Genomic DNA, 17,755 nt, shown 5'->3' with positions numbered 1-17,755 from the left:
CACAGGGTGTTACGCACAGAAAAATTCATACATAAGAGATATCAGTCTCTTAACCCGCTCATCGGCCAAACGATAGTATATGGTTTGGCCTTCTCGTCGTGTAGTTACCATCTGTGACTCCCTTAACAGAGCCAAATGCTGGGATATTACAGGTTGTGACACTTTTACCACATCAAGTAGTTCAGTCACTGATTTTTCTTCTTTTAGCAGCGAACAAAGCACCATCAATCGGGTTTTGTTGGCGAATTGCTTTAGAAAGGCTTCAGCGTCTGATGCATGTTCCATCATATCATCCGCACCAACTACTATTTCCTCGGTCATAACTACTCTCAATTAATCAATAATTTTGCAACAATGTAGCGACTATTTATACTGAAGTATAAGAAAACTTATTAAGTTACCAAAATATGCGACGAAATTTCTTATTTATAATTTTTTCTACTTGCGCCAATATACATTAGAATAGACTTATATTAAATATTTACCAAGATTGAGGACAATATACCATGCTTATAGATGTAAAGACCCGCGTAGAGAATATAGACTGCGATTTAAGATGCATAACTGCAAGCCTTGCAGCCAAGGAAATGAAACAAAATCATGGTTTATTAGTTGACGTTAGGGAGCCAGGCGAAGTAGAAGGCCAACCTGTCGAGGCCGCACTGAATATTCCTCGAGGGGTGCTAGAAATGAAAATAATAGAAAAAGTCACCGATCCTCATCACCCTATTTACCTACACTGTGCCTCTGGCATGCGTGCCAAACTCGCGGCAGAGCAACTGGTCAAAATGGGTTATGAAAATGTAACGGTAATCACCTGTCCCATTCCTCAAATCAATCAAGCAAACGAGGAATGACAGCTTAGCATCGCATATGCTATAAGAGCGTGTAAGAATTCAAGGAAAACTCTTACATGCTCAAATCTACGTTAGAACAATGGCGAATGTTCAAAGCTGTCGTTGATGCAGGGGGTTTTAACCAAGCCGCCGCGGAAGTTCACAAGAGCCAGTCCAGTGTTCATCACGCTGTACAAAAACTAGAAAACGCCATTGGCGTGGTGTTGTTTGAAAATGTGGGGCGTAAAGTCAAACTGTCGCCGCAAGGTGAACTTATGTATCGCCGCGCAACTTTTCTTCTCAATGAAGCACATAAACTGGAAGCCGTTGCCACGAGTCTTCAATCGGGCACAGAAACAACGTTGCGGATTGCGGTAGATATCATTTTCCCGTCAGAGCTGCTTTACAATGTATTAACTAAGGTGTCAGCAGAGTTCCCCCTTTTGAGAATTGAGATTGAAGAGACTGTGTTAAGTGGCGCAAACTCGCTACTGAGCAGTGGAAAAGTGGATTTAGGCATTTCCCCTTTCGTGTTTCCTACAGGGTTCAGTGAAGACCTTTGTGAGATTGAGTTTGTGGCTGTGGCACATGCGAATCACCCTCTTCACCAACTTAATCGCACGTTAACCCTAGAAGATTTAAAAGCGCATCGACAAATTGTCGTTAGAGACTCATCAGCGGAGCGCAAGGTTGATGTAGGCTGGTTGGGCGCGGAACAGCGTTGGACAGTTGGACATGTCCGAACCTCGCTAGATATCATCTCACAAGGCTTGGGATTTGCCTGGCTACCTATTGCCATTATCAAACAAGAGCTGGCAGACGGCATGTTAGTCCCCCTTCCCCTCGACAACAATGCGGCACTTCGCAAAGCTTTACTGTATTTGTCATTTGAAGACGGTGATACTTTAGGCCCTGCTGCGCGAGCATTTATTGGAGAATTACGCTACCAGACTATGCAACTTCCTTCTTCTGATTTTATGCTAGATAATTGTATTGAGTGATGTTTATAAAGTGCCTGCTCGCTACGAAACAGCGCTCGCGAGAGATTCAAAACCCAGCACAAAACCAAACAAAGACATGGACACGCCGATAAGTGCCACTGCACCATCATCAGTGGCCATCCCGATAGCCATAATAAACACCGCGAAAGCTGGTATAAGCCCCATAAAAGGGATCAACTCAAATGGGATCATTACCATTCCACACCCTACGCAACACAACGCTATAAGCGATCTGAAAACAGGTTGTCGCATAAAGAACCATCGAGGAACCAAAAATCTGTCAATCCTTACAGCAAAGGGTTTTACACGTTCGACAATCGCTCTTAATTGATCAGCATCGCATTGAAGTTCCATTACTTTCTGAGGTAACCACGGATGTCTACGACCGAGTAAAATTTGCAATGCTATGAGTAATATTGTCCCACCTGCTAGTGAAGGTACGCCTGGAATCGCGCCAATTGGCGTACAAGCTATAAAGGATGGAAACGCGAGCATAGGACCGAAGCCACGTTTTTCCATCACGTCCCAAAAATCACCAAATTCGAAGACATCTTGCTTGTTACGAGGCTGCATCTTCACCAGCATCTCGTACAATGTCATTGATTTATCAGCGGTTCTAACCCACATCTTCAGTTCCTTTGATAGTAATTCATCTGCCAAATACCAACTTATTTATAGGACAGTCGGACGCGTTGCTATGCAGTGCCGCTCCTCGCCCTCTCCAAATTGACACTTGGATATAACGCTAATCGTTCAATATATATGCCATCGATGAACTTGTGGCTGTCGGTAACAAAAGGAATGTATTTTGCAAAAGCTGAGCATGTTTTTTTGAAAATATCACACAGAAGCGTTACAAATTTACAGTAGCCTTTGAGGCGGCATATCTAAAACATCTGGAAAAGGTCTATGATGACCCCGTGTTTAGATGCTTATATCAGCAGAAATAATGTGCAAAAACACCGTTCTCATGGTGATAATCTGCACATTAACACTGGCAATTTGTTAGCGTATGATAAAAATATATTACTGATAATATTCCATTTATTTCTAATTTTTGGAATTGAAAGAGAGGGACATCCACGTGCTTACCGTATTGCTAGTCGATGATGATGCTGAATTTACAGAAGTCGCTTGTACCATTATTGAATTTTTAGGTCATGAAGTGCTTACCGCTGGCACGCTTGAAGAAGCGAGAAGTTGGCTTGAGAAAGAAACGTTTGACCACGTACTGTTAGATTTTATGTTACCGGATGGCAGTGGAGCACACTTGTTTGATGAGCTGGATGCATTGCCCAAGCGCCCTAGAATTACACTCATCACCGGCCACCCGTCGGTAAAAGGTGTTATTAAAGGTCTGTGTGGTCCAAATATCGATTACCTTGTCAAACCTATCCAAAGAGAAGAAATCGAAGCGGTTTTAAGTCAAAAACCTAAGGCTCCCTCCCCTGCAACGGAAGTCATCGAGAAGTATTTTGATTTGCTGATTGGTGAATCGCCCGTAATGAAAGAGTTATACAAATTAATTTCTCGAGTCAGTAAAACAAGTGCGAATGTGATGCTACTAGGGGAAAGTGGCGTGGGTAAGGAAGTGGTGGCAGCAGCTATTCATCGGGCATCAGAAAGTGAAGGTCCCTACATCGCTACCAACTGTGGCGCGTTCTCGAAAGAACTGATTGGCAGTGAACTGTTCGGGCACGAGAAAGGCGCGTTCACCGGTGCCGTAGGCAGAAAAGAAGGGGTCTTTGAACAGGCTCAGGGTGGCACGTTATTTCTCGACGAAATCACCGAAATGCCAATAGACATGCAACCTAACTTACTGCGCGTGCTTGAAAACAAAGTGGTTATACGGGTAGGCGGTACAAAAACTATACCTGTCAGCTGTCGGGTTGTGTCGGCAACTAACCGGACTATGGAAGAAATAGCACAGAGTAAAGTGCTACGCGAAGATATCTATTTTCGCCTTGCGGTATTTCCTATCACCATCCCGCCTCTTAGAGAGCGCAAAGAAGACATTCCCCTGTTAGCGAAAACCTTTATTGCTGAATTTAACAAAGATAATGGCTCCAATTTCAAGTGGAATGACTGCCAGCTCGAAACCCTTCAAGCTTATGATTGGCCAGGCAATGTACGGGAACTAAGGCACTTTGTTCATCGCGCTGCCATCATGAGTGATCCCGAACAAAGCGATATTGAATTACCTAAAACCATTGAGTCGCCATTTGCTCAAAAACAAAGTACCACTCCAGCTTTGCAAGCCGGACGCACTATAGAGGACGTAGAAAAAGAGTTGATCTACGCCACTTTAGAAAAAGTGAACGGCAACAAAACTATGGCAGCAGAGATGTTAGGTATCAGTACCAAAACTCTCTACAACCGCCTGCATGCATATGGTGATTTGAGCAAAGACGACTGAGACAAGGTGTGATGTATGACTAATGAAGAGTTTTCTCAACTTAGTGCTTTCGTACACGATGCACGCAAACCATTGAATCGCATATCAATGCAAGCGGAGCTTGTCAAAATGGCACTGTCTGGTGAAGTGTCTGCTGATAAAGCATATGCAGCGTTGGACAAAATAATAAGCAGTGCTAAAGACTGCAGCCACACCCTCGCCGATCTTACATCGGCGATGGGTGAAAACCTGACGGATTAACTCAATGATAAACAGGGTTTTATCTTCTATTTACAGCTGGATAATTCTCGCTGTATTAGTCATAGCGATCATTACTGCTAATTCGTTTTATGTAGTCAGTACGCTTAATGACTTATCTGCACTGGAAGCTAGGCTTTTCACCACAAACCGCGTGATTAACGCGGTAAACCGCTTACACGTGGCAGTACTGCGAATTGAGTCTGGTCAGCGTGGGTTTATGCTGACAGGCGATGAAGAGTACCTTACTGACTATACCGAAACCCTCGGTATAGTGAGCGAAGTCATGGAAGAAGTAGAGGTAAGCGCTTATTCTTCTGATATCGAGCAGCAACCACAACGTATCAGTGAACTCCTTGCGCTCACAAAACTGAAAATTAACGAAGTGATAGAAGCCGTTGAGTTAGCTAAGGCAGATCAAATGCAGGATGCTGTTAACTTGGTTAACAGCGACAAAGGTATTGCACTGTATAAACGGTTCGAGACCTTGTTTAGGGAAATTGACGACTCAGAAAGAGACATGCAGGGCACCCATTTGGCTAACTTGCTTAGTCTGCGTCGCGACTCTGTGAATACACTTATTATTTCGTCAGCAACCACCCTGTTACTTATTATTGCCGTATTTTTGCTACTTAAAATAAATTCAAGAGAACACGAAAAATATCAGGCAGATCTCGAAAACATTAACGAAGATCTCGAATCGCGCATTGCTGATAGAACCCAGGAACTCAGCCTCTATTCAGACGAACTGGCACGCAGCAACCGAGAGCTGGAAGACTTTGCATTTGTCGCATCTCATGACTTACAAGAACCCCTTCGTAAGATTCGTGCATTTGGCAACCGTTTAGAATCGGGCTATGGCGATGTAATGGACGAGCGTGGCAAGGATTTCCTCGCCCGCATGCTTAATGCGGCAGAACGGATGTCCATGCTGATTTCCGATCTTTTGGCTTTTTCGCGCGTATCTACAAGAGGAAAAGATTTCGTTGAGGTAGATTTGAATAGCGCCTTTGAAAGTGTAATCAGTGACCTAGAAATTGCCATTGACGAAAAGTCTGCGCAAGTAAACCTTGACCCGATGCCGACTATTCGCGGCGATAAATCTCAATTAGAACAATTGTTTCTCAATATCTTGTCAAACGCCCTCAAGTTTCAGAGCGACGATGTGACACCTCAGGTAAACATCCTATGCGACACACCATCTGAGCAAGATATGAAAGGCATTTTGTTATCGAATGAGTTTGACTGGGTCAAAATTACCATTTCTGACAACGGCATTGGCTTTGATCAATCGTTTGCTGAAAAAATTTTCGCGCCCTTCCAGCGCCTTCATGGCAGGAGCGAATACAAAGGAACAGGCATTGGTTTAGCCGTTTGCCGCCGAATTGTAGAACGACACAATGGACAAATCACCGCTAAAAGTGAACCCGGTAAAGGGGCAACCTTCACCATAATTATTCCAAAAGACAGTGAACCCTTTGGTTCTAACAATAATATCGGAGAAACACAAAATGACGCGTAAACAAACCCAGCCAATCAATATTCTTATGGCCGATGACGATGAAGACGATCGTCTACTCACGGTGGACGCGCTTAAAGAAAGTCGTGTTCTTAATAACCTCTATTGTGTGGAAGATGGCGTTGAATTACTTGAGTTTCTTCGCCACGAAGGAAAATATACTGACCCAGCAACAGCGCCCCGCCCCAGCCTAATCTTGTTAGATTTAAATATGCCAAGAAAAGATGGGCGAGAGGCATTACAGGAACTCAAAAATGACCCCAAGCTTCGCAGTATTCCAGTGGTTATACTAACCACGTCAAAAGAAGAAGAAGACATGTTGCGCGGATATGATCTAGGTTGTGCTTCATATATTACTAAACCTGTAAATTTTGAGGGTTTAGTTGAACTTATGCGTGCACTTGGGCGTTATTGGATAGAGTTTGTAGAATTGCCACACGAGTAAGGGAGCACTAGATGACAGAGGTAATAAAAGTTCTGTTAATAGAGGATGACGAAGATGACTACTTCTTAACCTCTGATTATCTAGCACGGTGTGAGTCGCCTAAGTTCGAAATGACGTGGGTGACTAACAGCGATGACGCCGTAGGCGCACTAAAAAACCAAAGTTTTGATTTGTGTTTACTCGACTATCTATTGGGTGCAGAAAATGCGTTAGATGTGTTGAGTGTGTTGAAGCAAAACCAATTCAATTTACCTGTAGTAATTTTAACGGGGCAGTCAGACGTAACCGTAGATGAAATGGTTATGCGCGCTGGCGCTGCTGATTATCTGCAAAAATCTGAAATCGAAAGCCCCCGATTCATGCGAACAATTCGCTATGCCATGGTACGACGGGATATCGAGAATGAACGTATAGAACGCAATAAGGTCGAACAAAAAAACAAAGCTAAGGACAAGTTTCTCGCCCATTTAGGGCACGAATTGCGCACTCCCCTAACGTCCATATTGGGCTATACCGAATTACTCATTGATGATGTACGCAATGGCCCCTTTCAACAAGAACTGTCTATCATCCACTCAAACGGTAAGCATTTACTCAGTTTGTTGAATGATTTGCTGGATATGTCCCGCATTATGGCAGAAAAGCTTGAGTTAAATGTCAAAGAAGTAAACCTATCAGCCTTTTTAACTGACATTCATTCCCTAATGCGACTGAATGCCAAAGACAAAGGTTTAAGCCTCCATGTGGTTTCCGACACCAAAATTCCCGAGTTTATTCAAACAGATCCAACCCGATTGAGGCAGGTTCTGCTCAACCTGATTTCAAATGCAGTGAAATTTACTGACAAAGGCAGTATTACGCTAACTATTGAATTGAAAGAGGGACAGCCAGATGACGAGTCCCCCGCCCTGTTGCGATTTACTGTGGAAGACACAGGTATTGGTATGCCACCCGACAAACTAGAAAACATTTTTCAGCCCTTTGAGCAGATTGAAGATGTGATGCGCGCCAATCACGGTGGCGCGGGTTTAGGTCTGGCTATTTGCAAAGAGCTGGTGAATAAACTTGGTGGCGACATCACAGTTACTTCCCGTCTAGGGGAAGGTAGCTGTTTTACTTTCGACATTAATCCAGGCGATATAACTAACCAGCAAAAAGTGAAACTCGAACTTGGTCAAATATTACCCGTTGAGTCCAGTACGTTGAATTTAAACGTCGCAGGGAGAGTACTGATTGTCGATGATTTACGCGAGATACGACGACTGACTGGCCACATAGTCAGTCAATCTAAGGCGGATATCAGTTATGCTGAAAATGGTGTCAAAGCGCTTGAAGCCGTACTGCAAGCCGATGAATATAATCAGCCTTTCAATTTGGTCTTAATGGATATCCACATGCCGGTTATGAATGGTATAGAGGCGCTTCACGCTATCCGCAGACACGGTAAAAACATTCCCGTTATTGCTGTGACAGCCGCAAGTCGAAAAGGGCTAAAAGCTTCTCTTATCCGCGAGGGTTTTAATGATGTTATCGGAAAGCCGATTGATCGCGTTGCACTGGCGAATTTACTTGCCCAATATTTACCGCCGGGCAATCATGCCACCTTTACCAATGTAGAAACTCAAGTCGCAAACATGCCAATGGATAAGCCCCACGCTCCTGAGGGTGAGGAAAGCTATCAACATGTTAATGAAGGAAGCAGAATGCAAAATAGAGACAAAATTGCTAAAACTAGCGGCATACAATCTTCTGAGCGAAAACAAATACTCGTGATTGAAGATGACGAAGATACAGCTGAACTTCTCCAATTGTTTTTAACCCATCTAGGTCACGACGTAACCACGTATTATAATGGTTCTGAAGCGCTGACGTCAGCAGATGAAAAACATTTTGATCACATTTTGATGGACTTAACCTTACCTGACTATGACGGTTACGACCTGGCAAATGCATTAAAAGAAAAGCTCCCCCATGCAAAATTAACCATTGTTAGTGGCCATGATGCAGACAAAGAAGCCATGGCTTCAATTGGTATTGATAGTGCGTTACTTAAACCAGTGACTAAAGACGACTTGGTCAGCATTGTACAATAGTAATAATACTCCCCCACCGCTTGTTCTGCGATACGAAAATCTTACAAAGGTTTGTGATTGTTGCACACCGATGATTTTCATAATTTAAAATCACAAATAATTTATAAATAATATCAACTACATACAATTCGTTAGAAGTGGTATACCGGTTGCAGTTCAGTATATGAATCCACAATATTAAGGAGAGTATTATGGCTACCCAAGCTTCGACAAAATCGAAAACGGTAAAAAGTAACGGTGTATCAGGCAGTAACAGTGTGAATGAGCAGTCTACTCACCCAGTAACGGATCAACTTAAAGAGACCTTGCATGCATCGGTAGATAAGTTTGCCAATAGTGCTGGTATTGCTGAAGACAATATTCGCAAAACAGCGACTTCTTCGGCTGAAAATATGTCAGCCCGTAAGCGTCTAGCTGCACAAAAGTGGCAAGCATCTAAAGTGCGTAAATACGCCATTGAAAACCCGGTGGCAGCTGCTGGCATTGCCTTCGCTGCAGGTATGTTAGTCACTTCACTACTGCGCAAAAAATAGTCATGGTTACCCCCCCCGATTTTCGCCGGGCATCCTTTATCGTAAGCCTTGAAAATCCATTTCGCCTGACGCCCCCACGGGCGCAGGCGTTTCGTTCTTCAAGTGATCACGCCATTAGCGATCTACACGCACAGGGAACCTCAGGGCAAGTAGCAGGGGTTGCTAATAAAACCCAACACAGCAAAAAGCAAAATACTGCTAGCAAAAAAGAAAGTAGCAATGAGCAACATTATCCCGATCCTACGTTTGCTTCCATTGTAGATGGGTTTCACCAAGCATTAACCCAGCGCAAGGCGCAAGTATTCGCCCTGTTAGCACTGACCAACAGCGAACTGATGCTCATAAAAAAGAGTTTTTTTGTAACGGTATTTGCAGGTTTGGCGGCATTCGCAGTTGGCACTGTATGCTGGCTAATCTTAAATATCGCAGCAGGTAGTGTGCTTCATGTTCTGGGGTTGCACTATGTCGCAATTTCGTTCCTGCTGTTGTTATTTAACGGGGTCACCACATTTTTACTATTTAGATTAGCGCAAAATGCATTTGGCTATTTGGGCTTAGGCCGGCTTATCCTAATGTGGAAGCGCACAATGTAGGCTACACCTTAAATTGTTTTGCGCTCAAGCTAAACCTAGGAAAGGGAGAGTAAGATGAACGTTTTTCTCAAATCGACTATGAAGGACATTGCTCAAAAAGAGCATAATTATTTTTCACAAAAACACCACGCAGACGTTGCACTTATTCAGGCAAAAAGGCAATGTAGACTGATAATGGGAAAACCTGAAGTTCTGCTGGGAATTGCAATGGCAGGAGCCTACAAGGGCGCTGCAGATTCACAACCCAAGGCCAGACAAAATCAAGCACTAATGGCTCTTGCCAGAACCGCTCTTTTTTCTCTGTTTCAATAAACGCCAGCACAATAACTAAGGAATCTGTGTGATGAGTGTAACTATAAAACCCCATAATAAATCCGCTCTTTTTGCCTGTATCGCCATTGCACTCGGTCTTACCTTGTCTGGTTGCTCATCCACACCAGTTGCAGCGCCAACGCCTTACAAATCGGCAACGTCTAAAGCTGGCTACGGCTATTCCAGTGAAAAGGTACAGGAGAACGAATACAAAGTTCTATTTAAGGCAACTGATAAAACGCCTGCAGATAAAGTGCAGCAATACGCGCTGTACCGCGCCGCTGAAATAGCCCAAAACCAAGGTTATTCACACCTGACTATTGTGAAAACAACTGTAGATAAGAAACCCGTATTAGCGCGGGAAGTCATGGCTGTAAATGAAAAACCTGCCCCGTTTCAAACGGATAAACAATGTACCATGTCGGGCTGCGATGAAGTGGCACAACCGATGGCTGTGCCAAGTAGCAATGAGGTGGTCAATACACACATCAACGATGTTTATTTTACGATCCACGTAAAAATGGCTAAAGACCCTGCCAGCCTTGGTAAGAATGCGTTTGTCGTAACAGATATTTTATCTGAGTCTATCGAACGCAAGAAATAGTGTTTCGCATACATCGATTAGCTAACTCCCAGAGGAGCGCTTCTCCAAAATTTCGCAGTCATGTCATCATGACTGCGAAACTTTGATGCAGAGCCGTAGAGGAAATAACGCCTTAATTACTTTCCAAATGTAGGTTGTTAGCGCGCTCAATCCACTCCAGATCTTTGGTTTGCTCGTCCAACGTCCCTTTCGCATCTTCCAAAAAGATCTGACAGAAATAGTCTACTGCGGGCAATTTTTCCCGATACCGTTTAAGTTGGACTTCCATTTCCTGCATAGCGTTAGAAAACTCACAGTTAGATTTTGACAGCTCGTAGTCGCATTTCAAATACGCGCAAAGGACATCTGCCGCTTTTGCTAACATGACATGAATATCATCCTTGTCCTGCTCTATTAACGGTTGATACCTTGCCTGTAGCGCTTCAGGTAGTGTCTTTATCAGCATCGCCTCAAATCTGCGTTCTAACTTTTTGATAGCAGCGGTCGTTTCAGGATCGTGGTATTTGACAGGGCTTGGAATGTCACTCATCCCTGCAATCTCACTTCCTTCGTGGAATATCGCCATAGCGGCCACCCGGTCTGGACTGACATTTTCTTTAAAAACATCACACGCAATAGCACCAAGCATGTGTGCAACTACCGAAGCTTCATATATATGAGTAGACAGCATTTCTTCCTGAAACTGTGCCATCAATGGCCAGCGTTTAACATTACGCGCTCTTTGCATAAGTCCAATGAAAGCTGAGTGAGAGTTTGCCATAACCACCTACCTACTTCGTTTAACTAAAATTTTTTAATAGTCGATATAGTAACACAGCGTTGTGAAGTGACGACCTCGTTCTAGCTTTCCCCATAGGTAAAATATTGACAACCCCCACTATGAAAAAATTGCAAACCTCCTGTAATCCCGGCGTTTTTTTATTGCGACATTCGACATACACAGCCACACAAAAATACACAATAACCAACAATATCAATTACTTAATAATATAGGCACAAAGCTAGCATTACTAAATGTGAAGGTAACGGAAGCAATAAGAGGATTTAGCTATGTTAGGTTGGGCAATTACATTTTTTATTATCGCCATTATTGCAGCAGTTTTTGGTTTTGGCGGCATCGCTGGTGCAGCAACAGGTATCGCACAGTTTCTATTTTTTGTGTTTATCGCGTTGCTAGTCATTTCACTTATCGCAAATGCGTTACGTGGAAGAGCACCTAGAGCATAACAGTAACAGAAACATTTTTATCAGGAAAAAGGAGTAAGGATATGTTTTCATTTAAGAACTTATCAAAAGTACTTGTAGCATCAGCTTTCGCGCTATCACTTGCAGCATGCGGTGACGGTGAAGCAGAGGACGCAGGCGAAGAACTGGACGAGATTGTTACCGACGCTGGTAACGCCGTGGAAGATGCCTGTGAAGATGTGAAAGAAGGCGTAGGCGCAGAAGACAAAGATTGTTAATCAATCTAATATAGATAAGGCCAGAGTTTTACTCTGGCCTTTTTTAATTGTCAGTGACATTCATACCGTTCGTTATTGCGGTGACAAATCACACACGTCAACCTATCGACAGCGCTACACTTCTTCACCACCTAATTCTCTGGCTACGTCATCAAGTGTAGACAAGGTTCTATCGAACTCCCCTACTACATAGCGATATTTAACCATAACGTGGTGATCGTTGCGTCCGAACTTTACTTTCAGCCCATCGGCATCTAAGTGTTTGACCGTATTTAAAAAGCGATAAGCAGTCATTTCAGATGGGAACTGAAATTCGACAGTGTTTTCCATTAAGCAACAACCTCTGGATGCGCATTAAGTACAACAATTACTCGGCCTACTAACGCCTGTTCGGCCTGCTCAACCTTGTCGTACCCTATCCATTGGGTCAAAATGTCAGTTGCTGTTTGAGCTTCTCCCTGTTCGAGTTTAGCTGTCATCATCTGCAACTGAACACTTGAACGTACCGAAGCATCACTGTCAGGACTGGGCATTTGTGTTGCGACTTCTAACGCAACTGTTAACCAGTGTCGGTCATACTTGTGACTTGTGTCACTACTTGCTTGTTCAAACAGTACTGCCCAACGCTTACCTACCTTTTCAAGTATGTCTTGCTGTGCATCCTGAGCGCCTTGAAGTAAATCAATCAGCCCTTGAGCGCGTATTTTCGTCGCTAGCCACTGGGCGTCTTTTACCTTGTTAAGACGGGCGGTTTGCACATGCTCAATCTTGCGTTCTACTTTCGTTCTTTGCGATCTAGGTAAGTCAGCAACTAAGCGCGTTATATCACTGAGTTCAGCGTTAAAAGCAGTGTCATCAGCAGATATATCTACACAATCAACCCTTTTCAACATTTCCACTACACGGTCATTAAGGGCACTATTCTGAATTTTCTTCTCCGTTTTTAAACGGCTAAACACAGCATCATTTGCCGATTTAAATTCCGCCCAGAGTTTACTTTCGTCCCGTTTGCCTGCGTGGCCAATATTTTTCCACTTAACTTGAAGTTGTTGCGCTTCATCTGCAGCCAGTTGAATATCTTCAGCGTCAACAAGCGCTTTTACTTGTGTAACAAGTACTTGTTTTTGCGCCTGGTTTTCGCCTTGCCAATTTTTGACTTTTGTTTGTACTTCAGATGAGGCTTGTTTCCATTCAAGCTTTAACTTTTCAAAAGCACTACGCTCAACTTGACCTGCGCGAAGCCATTGTTTGGAAATTCGATCGTAATTTTTGGCTAATTCAGCCACTGGCATATTACTATCTAAAGATTGAACCGCATCGATGATAGCTTTTCTCTCTTCCATCGCGGCGATTCGTTGTGCATCAAGTTTGGCATAGTGATCACGGCAGGGCTCAAATGCTTTTTCCAGTGCTTCATCAAACTTAACTTGGAGTTGATCCGCTTGTTGTGACTCTATATTAACTGCATTACCTGCCGTCAATGACAACCACTGCTGACGCAAGTACTTAATTGCTTCACTGCGCGCTTTCACATTTTCAACCGGAGCGCCCGCCAAAGCTTGTGCTTCCTCTACAAGTGCAGGTTTTCTAGGCGCAGCTAAATAATCCTGCCAACCTTCTAATCGCGCCACATCATGAGATACTTTATCAAAGCGTTTTTGAACTTGCCCTTTTATGTCAGATTCCAAGCTTTCGTAACTTTCTTGTAGCTTTCTAAATTTCCCTAACGCTACACGAAATTTACCTTGGTCTATCAGGTTTTCTAATACGCTGATTTGCTTGCGAACGTGTTTAACTCGCTCAGCATTTTTTCGATCTTTTGCTTTTTCTAGTGAGATCACATGCTTAGAAATTTGAGTAAACCGTTTGGCCATTTCTCGGGGCACAAAAGTCAGTTCTTTGGCCAGCACTAAGTAGTCTTGTTTAGTGCTTTCAAACGCCGCTTTATCATCAGCAGTGCGCTCTTCATTGTTTGCTATTTTTTGTGACAAACTTTCAAGGTGCTGTAACTTAATAAGCAACTTTTGACCGTATTGCTGTTGCATGGAAAAACTATCGAGTTTCGCATTCAACACACTGACCGCATCTACAATTTCCGCGACCCGATTTTCGTTAGCGGCATCGTTGTCCATGCGCGCCAATTGCTCTAAAGTGGCTTCAACACCTCTTACACTTTCATTTACCGTGGCGACATCGGCTAACGTCGCTTCACAAAGCCGTTGACTATACAGCCAATCTACTTGTGTTTGGGCATGACTAAGCTGCTGCTCACAAAGTGCTTTGGTATTGGCTAAAGCAGATAAGCGCTGCTTATCTTCCCAGGCTGGACGCAATCGATTTAGATATCGCGTAACTTGTTCCGTTATGCGCTGATATTTCGCATCAAATTGGGATTTGTCTTCGTCGTTCATTATGTCCGATTGCGAAAACAATTCCTCCAATTCACTTTCAAGTTCAGTTTGCTTCTCTAGAATTTGCGCCACATCACTTTTATCTAATAGTGCCTGATACTTTGACAGCGCCAAAGTGAGCTTTTTCTTTAACTCAAAGGGCTTTTGCATTAAGGCATTGAGCGCTTCGATGCGCGTAGAAATAAGCTGTTGAAGATCACTTTGTGTAACTTTACGCGCCCACTTTTGCAATACGTTTATATCTGACTCTTCGCCAATTAACAGGCGCTGTAGACGCTCATTTGCTCCGTCAAAGAAGACGTATTGAGTGAATACAGGTTTATTGACCTTCTCAATAAGTAATTTTGCCAGGTGCTCGTCATGCAGCAATGTAGGGTCGCGCTCAAGCATTTGTGGCACTAATTGAGTAACCAACTCAGCATTAGCTGTTTCCGTTAAAAAAGCCGCTTTTTCGCTTTGCTCTAGTGACAGACTGCTCTCTCCCACCAACGCGTCATTTACCTTTCTTTCCGCCACTTTTTTAACGCGGCTTTGTTTGGCAATTTGTGACATCTTAAGCCACAGTACAAAGCTATTGAGTTTTTCCAATGCTGCCAAGCTAACCGTTGGATTTTCATCGTTAAAAGCCAACTCGTGAAGAATAGTTTTTTCCTGTGCCTTATCTGGAGAGAGGTCCTCGATAGCCTGTATCCTTTTTTCAGGCTTTGGGCTTTGGTAAGAAGGCGCAAATATACGACTAAATATCATCCTGTTTAAACCGCGCTATTGTATTTTTGTTGTCCAATTCACTGTTCAGTGAACGTTTAAAGTCAGCTTTGCTCTTGTGAACTATTTCACCGTTCTCGCCTACTGTCATATGCTCTGAAGACTTTTCGATTTTCGCTTGATAAAGCATTACCGCTTGCATAGAGCTGGCTTTCTGCGCTTCGTTGAGTGGCGTTCCATCGGGCCACTTACCCGTTTCAACTGCTTGGCGTAGACGCGCGTATATTTCTGGCGTCATGCTGGCTAAAATTGCATCGATATTCATTTAGGAAAAACGCTTTATATAAACGATACGAGCACGGTTTATCAGATACCAGACAAACCCTACTACCGCACCTAAGATAGCTAAATTGTGTTGTAAATCACCCGGGCGTGTGCCCCCCCAATACATAAAACCAAAGCTGGCGACAAAGATCAGCATAGCGAGTAAAGATTGATTTTGAATACTCTGCAATTTTTTAAATCTCTGTAGGCCTTGTTTGCGCTCGATATCCTCTGAAGACGCATCGCCAATTTTAAAATCGCAATGAGGACAGGTTTTCGCCTTATCAGACGTTTTTTTGTTGCACGAAGGACAGTCAACTAATGCCATATGTTGCTCCTGTTTGTAGGGTGCGAGAGAAAAACGCTTAGACTGCATGGTCTGCGTTTATACGCGGAGGAGTATAATACTTAAGTTCTGACAAACAATGAAGTCGATTATGGCAATCTAAGGAAATTGTTAACTGGTCAAATCAGCCGACAATGAAAACGCCGATTAAGGTATGTACTAGAACGCACTCGATAATACGTGAGGAGGGTCTAATAGGATTATTCCTCTCCCCCCTCACCTATTTATTGTCACTAGTCTTTGTGACGACTCCAATAGTCGTTCACTGTATCTTTCATTTCTTTGCTCAGTAATACAATGCCAAACAAGTTAGGCAGTGTCATCACCACAATGGCAACCGCAGATAACGCCCAAACCAAGGTCGTATCAGAAAATGCAGCCCATACGAAGCCCGCGACATAGATTACCCGATAAGGCATAACTGAACGGGGGCCTAATAAGTACGTCATCGCGCGATCACCGTAATATGACCATGCAATAGCCGTAGAGAACGCAAACAGCATCAAGCCAATTGATACAATATATTGCCCAAAGTCACCAAAGAAACCACGGGTAAATGCAATCGTGGTCAATGCCGCCGAGTGTACAAGTGATTTACCACTGACTTCCAGGTTCTCTTTGATAGGTTTACCGTCAACGATTTTCAGTGTGCCAGTGAACAAATCTTCACTACCCACTGAATACTTCACGTCTTCTGCAACTGAGCGCGCATTTAACAGTGTGTAGCCATCACTGACTGCTGTGCCATTAACCACTGTAATTGAACCAGTGAAAGGCTCAACCACGTTGCCTTCAATTTCATTTAAGTAACCGTAGAGCTTGTTCACATCGTCTTGATTACTGTCGTCATAATGGCCTTTCACAAAGTACATATCTGAACGATCAAATACGTTTTCGTGTTTTTCTTTCCACACTCCAGATGACAGGATAACCAATCCGGTTACTGTACAAATCAAAATGGTGTCGATAAAGGGTTCCAACAGCGAAACCATACCCTCAGACGCAGGCTCTTTAGTTTTTGCAGCAGCGTGCGCAATAGGTGCTGAACCCTGACCAGCTTCGTTAGAGAAAAGCCCCCGGTTTACACCACGATTGAAGGCATAAGCCAGCGACGCACCCAAAAAGCCGCCTGCTGCGGCAGAACCCGTAAAGGCATCGCCAATAACCGCAGTAAACGAAGGACCAATGTTATCAAGATTTGCAAAAATCACTGCCAACGCACCGATCAAGTATATCACCGCCATAACCGGTACAACCCGCGCAGTAAACGCAGCAATGCGCTGAATACCACCTAGAATAACCAATGCCAGTAGAATACCCAGTACACTACCCACAATCCAAGGTTCAAAACCAAACGTGGCTTCAATACTTTGTGCAATTCCATTACTTTGTGGCAGGTTACCTGTACCAAATGAACTCACTACAGTCGCGATAGCAAACGCCACAGCCAACCATTTCATGTTTAGGCGTCTATCCATGTAATACATGGGGCCACCCGCCATGGTGCCGTCTTCAGTTTTCACTCGGTATTTGTGCGATAAGGTGACCTCGACAAATTTTGTAGTCATACCCAAAAATGCCGTCACCCACATCCAAAACAATGCAGCCGGTCCACCTAAGAAAATAGCGAATGCTACACCAGAAATATTACCCGTACCCACGGTACCCGATAATGCAGTTGTCAGGGCTCTAAAATGGGTGGTATCACCGGGATCGCTTTCTTTGTCAAACTTGCCGGTTACCACTAGCCACGCATGTTTAAAATAGCGTATCTGTGGGAATTTAAGATAAATTGTAAAGAACAGACCTACGCCTAATAACACATAAGGAAACCAGAATGCGCCTCCTAAAAAGCCATCCAGCATAGTTAAAAAACCGTATAACCCTTCCAAGGTATTTCCCCTTTTTTATTATGAT

21 protein-coding genes are annotated in these 17,755 nt (G+C 43.5%); 13 read left to right on the top strand and 8 right to left on the bottom strand.

Annotated elements, in window-relative coordinates; all coding sequences use genetic code 11:
* Positions 1 to 9 precede the first annotated feature (9 nt).
* Positions 10 to 321 (bottom strand): ArsR/SmtB family transcription factor, encoded by a 312-nt coding sequence (locus ACMCM8_RS06105; RefSeq protein WP_412726488.1) that lies wholly within the window; start codon positions 319 to 321, stop codon positions 10 to 12.
* A 185-nt stretch (positions 322 to 506) separates the two neighbouring features.
* On the opposite strand from ACMCM8_RS06105, the gene ACMCM8_RS06100 reads away from it, so the two are divergent.
* Together ACMCM8_RS06100 and ACMCM8_RS06095 are read left to right on the top strand one after the other, a co-directional pair.
* Positions 507 to 857 carry a rhodanese-like domain-containing protein gene (locus tag ACMCM8_RS06100; protein WP_412726486.1) on the top strand — a complete coding sequence of 117 codons (351 nt, stop codon included), beginning with the start codon at positions 507 to 509 and terminating at the stop codon, positions 855 to 857.
* Positions 858 to 913: 56 nt separating this feature from the next.
* Complete coding sequence (locus tag ACMCM8_RS06095) at positions 914 to 1,837, top strand: LysR family transcriptional regulator (RefSeq protein WP_412726484.1); 924 nt, start codon at positions 914 to 916, stop codon at positions 1,835 to 1,837.
* Between the two features lie 21 nt (positions 1,838 to 1,858).
* On the opposite strand, the gene ACMCM8_RS06090 is transcribed toward ACMCM8_RS06095, so the two are convergent.
* Complete coding sequence (locus tag ACMCM8_RS06090) at positions 1,859 to 2,464, bottom strand: exopolysaccharide biosynthesis protein (protein ID WP_412726482.1); 606 nt, start codon at positions 2,462 to 2,464, stop codon at positions 1,859 to 1,861.
* A gap of 457 nt (positions 2,465 to 2,921) precedes the next feature.
* Here ACMCM8_RS06090 and ACMCM8_RS06085 point away from each other — a divergent pair, with 457 nt between their 5' ends.
* The 9 genes from ACMCM8_RS06085 (at position 2,922) to ACMCM8_RS06045 (ending at position 10,589) form a co-directional block, all read left to right on the top strand.
* Complete coding sequence (locus ACMCM8_RS06085; protein WP_412726480.1) at positions 2,922 to 4,253, top strand: sigma-54-dependent transcriptional regulator; 1,332 nt, start codon at positions 2,922 to 2,924, stop codon at positions 4,251 to 4,253.
* 15 nt (positions 4,254 to 4,268) lie between these two features.
* Positions 4,269 to 4,493, top strand: a complete 225-nt coding sequence (locus ACMCM8_RS06080) for a hypothetical protein (protein WP_412726478.1) — start codon at positions 4,269 to 4,271, stop codon at positions 4,491 to 4,493.
* Between the two features lie 4 nt (positions 4,494 to 4,497).
* A complete protein-coding gene (locus ACMCM8_RS06075) occupies positions 4,498 to 6,012 on the top strand; it encodes a sensor histidine kinase (protein ID WP_412726476.1) in 1,515 nt (504 codons plus the stop codon).
* Positions 6,002 to 6,454 carry a response regulator gene (locus ACMCM8_RS06070; protein ID WP_412726474.1) on the top strand — a complete coding sequence of 151 codons (453 nt, stop codon included), beginning with the start codon at positions 6,002 to 6,004 and terminating at the stop codon, positions 6,452 to 6,454. The genes ACMCM8_RS06075 and ACMCM8_RS06070 overlap by 11 nt, the downstream gene beginning before the upstream one ends.
* A gap of 11 nt (positions 6,455 to 6,465) precedes the next feature.
* The gene (locus tag ACMCM8_RS06065) at positions 6,466 to 8,547 is read left to right on the top strand and encodes a response regulator (protein WP_412726472.1); all 2,082 of its coding nucleotides are present in this window, start codon (positions 6,466 to 6,468) and stop codon (positions 8,545 to 8,547) included.
* Positions 8,548 to 8,738: 191 nt separating this feature from the next.
* Positions 8,739 to 9,080, top strand: a complete 342-nt coding sequence (locus tag ACMCM8_RS06060) for a DUF883 domain-containing protein (RefSeq protein ID WP_412726470.1) — start codon at positions 8,739 to 8,741, stop codon at positions 9,078 to 9,080.
* 2 nt (positions 9,081 to 9,082) lie between these two features.
* Positions 9,083 to 9,673: a hypothetical protein gene (locus ACMCM8_RS06055; protein ID WP_412726468.1), complete on the top strand. Its 591-nt coding sequence runs from the start codon at positions 9,083 to 9,085 to the stop codon at positions 9,671 to 9,673.
* Positions 9,674 to 9,727: 54 nt separating this feature from the next.
* On the top strand, positions 9,728 to 9,985 hold the full coding sequence (locus ACMCM8_RS06050) for a hypothetical protein (RefSeq protein ID WP_412726466.1): 258 nt from the start codon (positions 9,728 to 9,730) through the stop codon (positions 9,983 to 9,985).
* Between the two features lie 31 nt (positions 9,986 to 10,016).
* Positions 10,017 to 10,589, top strand: a complete 573-nt coding sequence (locus ACMCM8_RS06045) for a CC0125/CC1285 family lipoprotein (RefSeq protein WP_412726464.1) — start codon at positions 10,017 to 10,019, stop codon at positions 10,587 to 10,589.
* 112 nt (positions 10,590 to 10,701) lie between these two features.
* Here ACMCM8_RS06045 and yfbR read toward each other — a convergent pair whose 3' ends face one another.
* Positions 10,702 to 11,349: a 5'-deoxynucleotidase gene (gene yfbR / locus ACMCM8_RS06040; RefSeq protein ID WP_412726462.1), complete on the bottom strand. Its 648-nt coding sequence runs from the start codon at positions 11,347 to 11,349 to the stop codon at positions 10,702 to 10,704.
* 290 nt (positions 11,350 to 11,639) lie between these two features.
* On the opposite strand from yfbR, the gene ACMCM8_RS06035 reads away from it, so the two are divergent.
* Positions 11,640 to 11,816, top strand: coding sequence for a DUF1328 domain-containing protein (locus ACMCM8_RS06035; protein WP_014949832.1), 177 nt, complete (start codon positions 11,640 to 11,642; stop codon positions 11,814 to 11,816).
* A gap of 41 nt (positions 11,817 to 11,857) precedes the next feature.
* The gene (locus ACMCM8_RS06030) at positions 11,858 to 12,052 is read left to right on the top strand and encodes a hypothetical protein (RefSeq protein ID WP_334014933.1); all 195 of its coding nucleotides are present in this window, start codon (positions 11,858 to 11,860) and stop codon (positions 12,050 to 12,052) included.
* 114 nt (positions 12,053 to 12,166) lie between these two features.
* Here the strand turns inward: ACMCM8_RS06030 and ACMCM8_RS06025 are convergent, their stop codons facing one another.
* The 5 genes from ACMCM8_RS06025 to ACMCM8_RS06005 all read right to left on the bottom strand — a co-directional run bounded on the left by ACMCM8_RS06025 (position 12,167) and on the right by ACMCM8_RS06005 (position 17,730).
* On the bottom strand, positions 12,167 to 12,382 hold the full coding sequence (locus ACMCM8_RS06025) for a hypothetical protein (protein WP_412726460.1): 216 nt from the start codon (positions 12,380 to 12,382) through the stop codon (positions 12,167 to 12,169).
* Positions 12,382 to 15,210 (bottom strand): DUF349 domain-containing protein, encoded by a 2,829-nt coding sequence (locus ACMCM8_RS06020; protein WP_412726458.1) that lies wholly within the window; start codon positions 15,208 to 15,210, stop codon positions 12,382 to 12,384. The genes ACMCM8_RS06025 and ACMCM8_RS06020 overlap by 1 nt, the downstream gene beginning before the upstream one ends.
* Positions 15,200 to 15,493: a YeaC family protein gene (locus ACMCM8_RS06015; RefSeq protein ID WP_412726456.1), complete on the bottom strand. Its 294-nt coding sequence runs from the start codon at positions 15,491 to 15,493 to the stop codon at positions 15,200 to 15,202. The genes ACMCM8_RS06020 and ACMCM8_RS06015 overlap by 11 nt, the downstream gene beginning before the upstream one ends.
* Positions 15,494 to 15,820 (bottom strand): hypothetical protein, encoded by a 327-nt coding sequence (locus tag ACMCM8_RS06010; RefSeq protein ID WP_412726454.1) that lies wholly within the window; start codon positions 15,818 to 15,820, stop codon positions 15,494 to 15,496.
* Positions 15,821 to 16,071: 251 nt separating this feature from the next.
* Positions 16,072 to 17,730, bottom strand: coding sequence for an alanine/glycine:cation symporter family protein (locus ACMCM8_RS06005; RefSeq protein ID WP_412726452.1), 1,659 nt, complete (start codon positions 17,728 to 17,730; stop codon positions 16,072 to 16,074).
* Positions 17,731 to 17,755: the final 25 nt, after the last annotated feature.

The sequence above is a fragment of the Alteromonas sp. D210916BOD_24 genome (assembly GCF_047159385.1).
Lineage (GTDB): Bacteria > Pseudomonadota > Gammaproteobacteria > Enterobacterales > Alteromonadaceae > Alteromonas.
Note: the sequence above shows the minus strand (reverse complement) of the source record. Positions and strands in the feature narration are given on the sequence as shown.

Coding starts and splice junctions, on each gene's coding strand:
- ACMCM8_RS06105 (WP_412726488.1), bottom strand. CDS start 321: ATGACCGAGGAAATAGTAGTTGGTGCGGATGATATGATGGAACATGCA.
- ACMCM8_RS06100 (WP_412726486.1), top strand. CDS start 507: ATGCTTATAGATGTAAAGACCCGCGTAGAGAATATAGACTGCGATTTA.
- ACMCM8_RS06095 (WP_412726484.1), top strand. CDS start 914: ATGCTCAAATCTACGTTAGAACAATGGCGAATGTTCAAAGCTGTCGTT.
- ACMCM8_RS06090 (WP_412726482.1), bottom strand. CDS start 2,464: ATGTGGGTTAGAACCGCTGATAAATCAATGACATTGTACGAGATGCTG.
- ACMCM8_RS06080 (WP_412726478.1), top strand. CDS start 4,269: ATGACTAATGAAGAGTTTTCTCAACTTAGTGCTTTCGTACACGATGCA.
- ACMCM8_RS06075 (WP_412726476.1), top strand. CDS start 4,498: ATGATAAACAGGGTTTTATCTTCTATTTACAGCTGGATAATTCTCGCT.
- ACMCM8_RS06070 (WP_412726474.1), top strand. CDS start 6,002: ATGACGCGTAAACAAACCCAGCCAATCAATATTCTTATGGCCGATGAC.
- ACMCM8_RS06065 (WP_412726472.1), top strand. CDS start 6,466: ATGACAGAGGTAATAAAAGTTCTGTTAATAGAGGATGACGAAGATGAC.
- ACMCM8_RS06060 (WP_412726470.1), top strand. CDS start 8,739: ATGGCTACCCAAGCTTCGACAAAATCGAAAACGGTAAAAAGTAACGGT.
- ACMCM8_RS06055 (WP_412726468.1), top strand. CDS start 9,083: ATGGTTACCCCCCCCGATTTTCGCCGGGCATCCTTTATCGTAAGCCTT.
- ACMCM8_RS06050 (WP_412726466.1), top strand. CDS start 9,728: ATGAACGTTTTTCTCAAATCGACTATGAAGGACATTGCTCAAAAAGAG.
- ACMCM8_RS06045 (WP_412726464.1), top strand. CDS start 10,017: ATGAGTGTAACTATAAAACCCCATAATAAATCCGCTCTTTTTGCCTGT.
- yfbR (WP_412726462.1), bottom strand. CDS start 11,349: ATGGCAAACTCTCACTCAGCTTTCATTGGACTTATGCAAAGAGCGCGT.
- ACMCM8_RS06035 (WP_014949832.1), top strand. CDS start 11,640: ATGTTAGGTTGGGCAATTACATTTTTTATTATCGCCATTATTGCAGCA.
- ACMCM8_RS06030 (WP_334014933.1), top strand. CDS start 11,858: ATGTTTTCATTTAAGAACTTATCAAAAGTACTTGTAGCATCAGCTTTC.
- ACMCM8_RS06025 (WP_412726460.1), bottom strand. CDS start 12,382: ATGGAAAACACTGTCGAATTTCAGTTCCCATCTGAAATGACTGCTTAT.
- ACMCM8_RS06020 (WP_412726458.1), bottom strand. CDS start 15,210: ATGATATTTAGTCGTATATTTGCGCCTTCTTACCAAAGCCCAAAGCCT.
- ACMCM8_RS06015 (WP_412726456.1), bottom strand. CDS start 15,493: ATGAATATCGATGCAATTTTAGCCAGCATGACGCCAGAAATATACGCG.
- ACMCM8_RS06010 (WP_412726454.1), bottom strand. CDS start 15,820: ATGGCATTAGTTGACTGTCCTTCGTGCAACAAAAAAACGTCTGATAAG.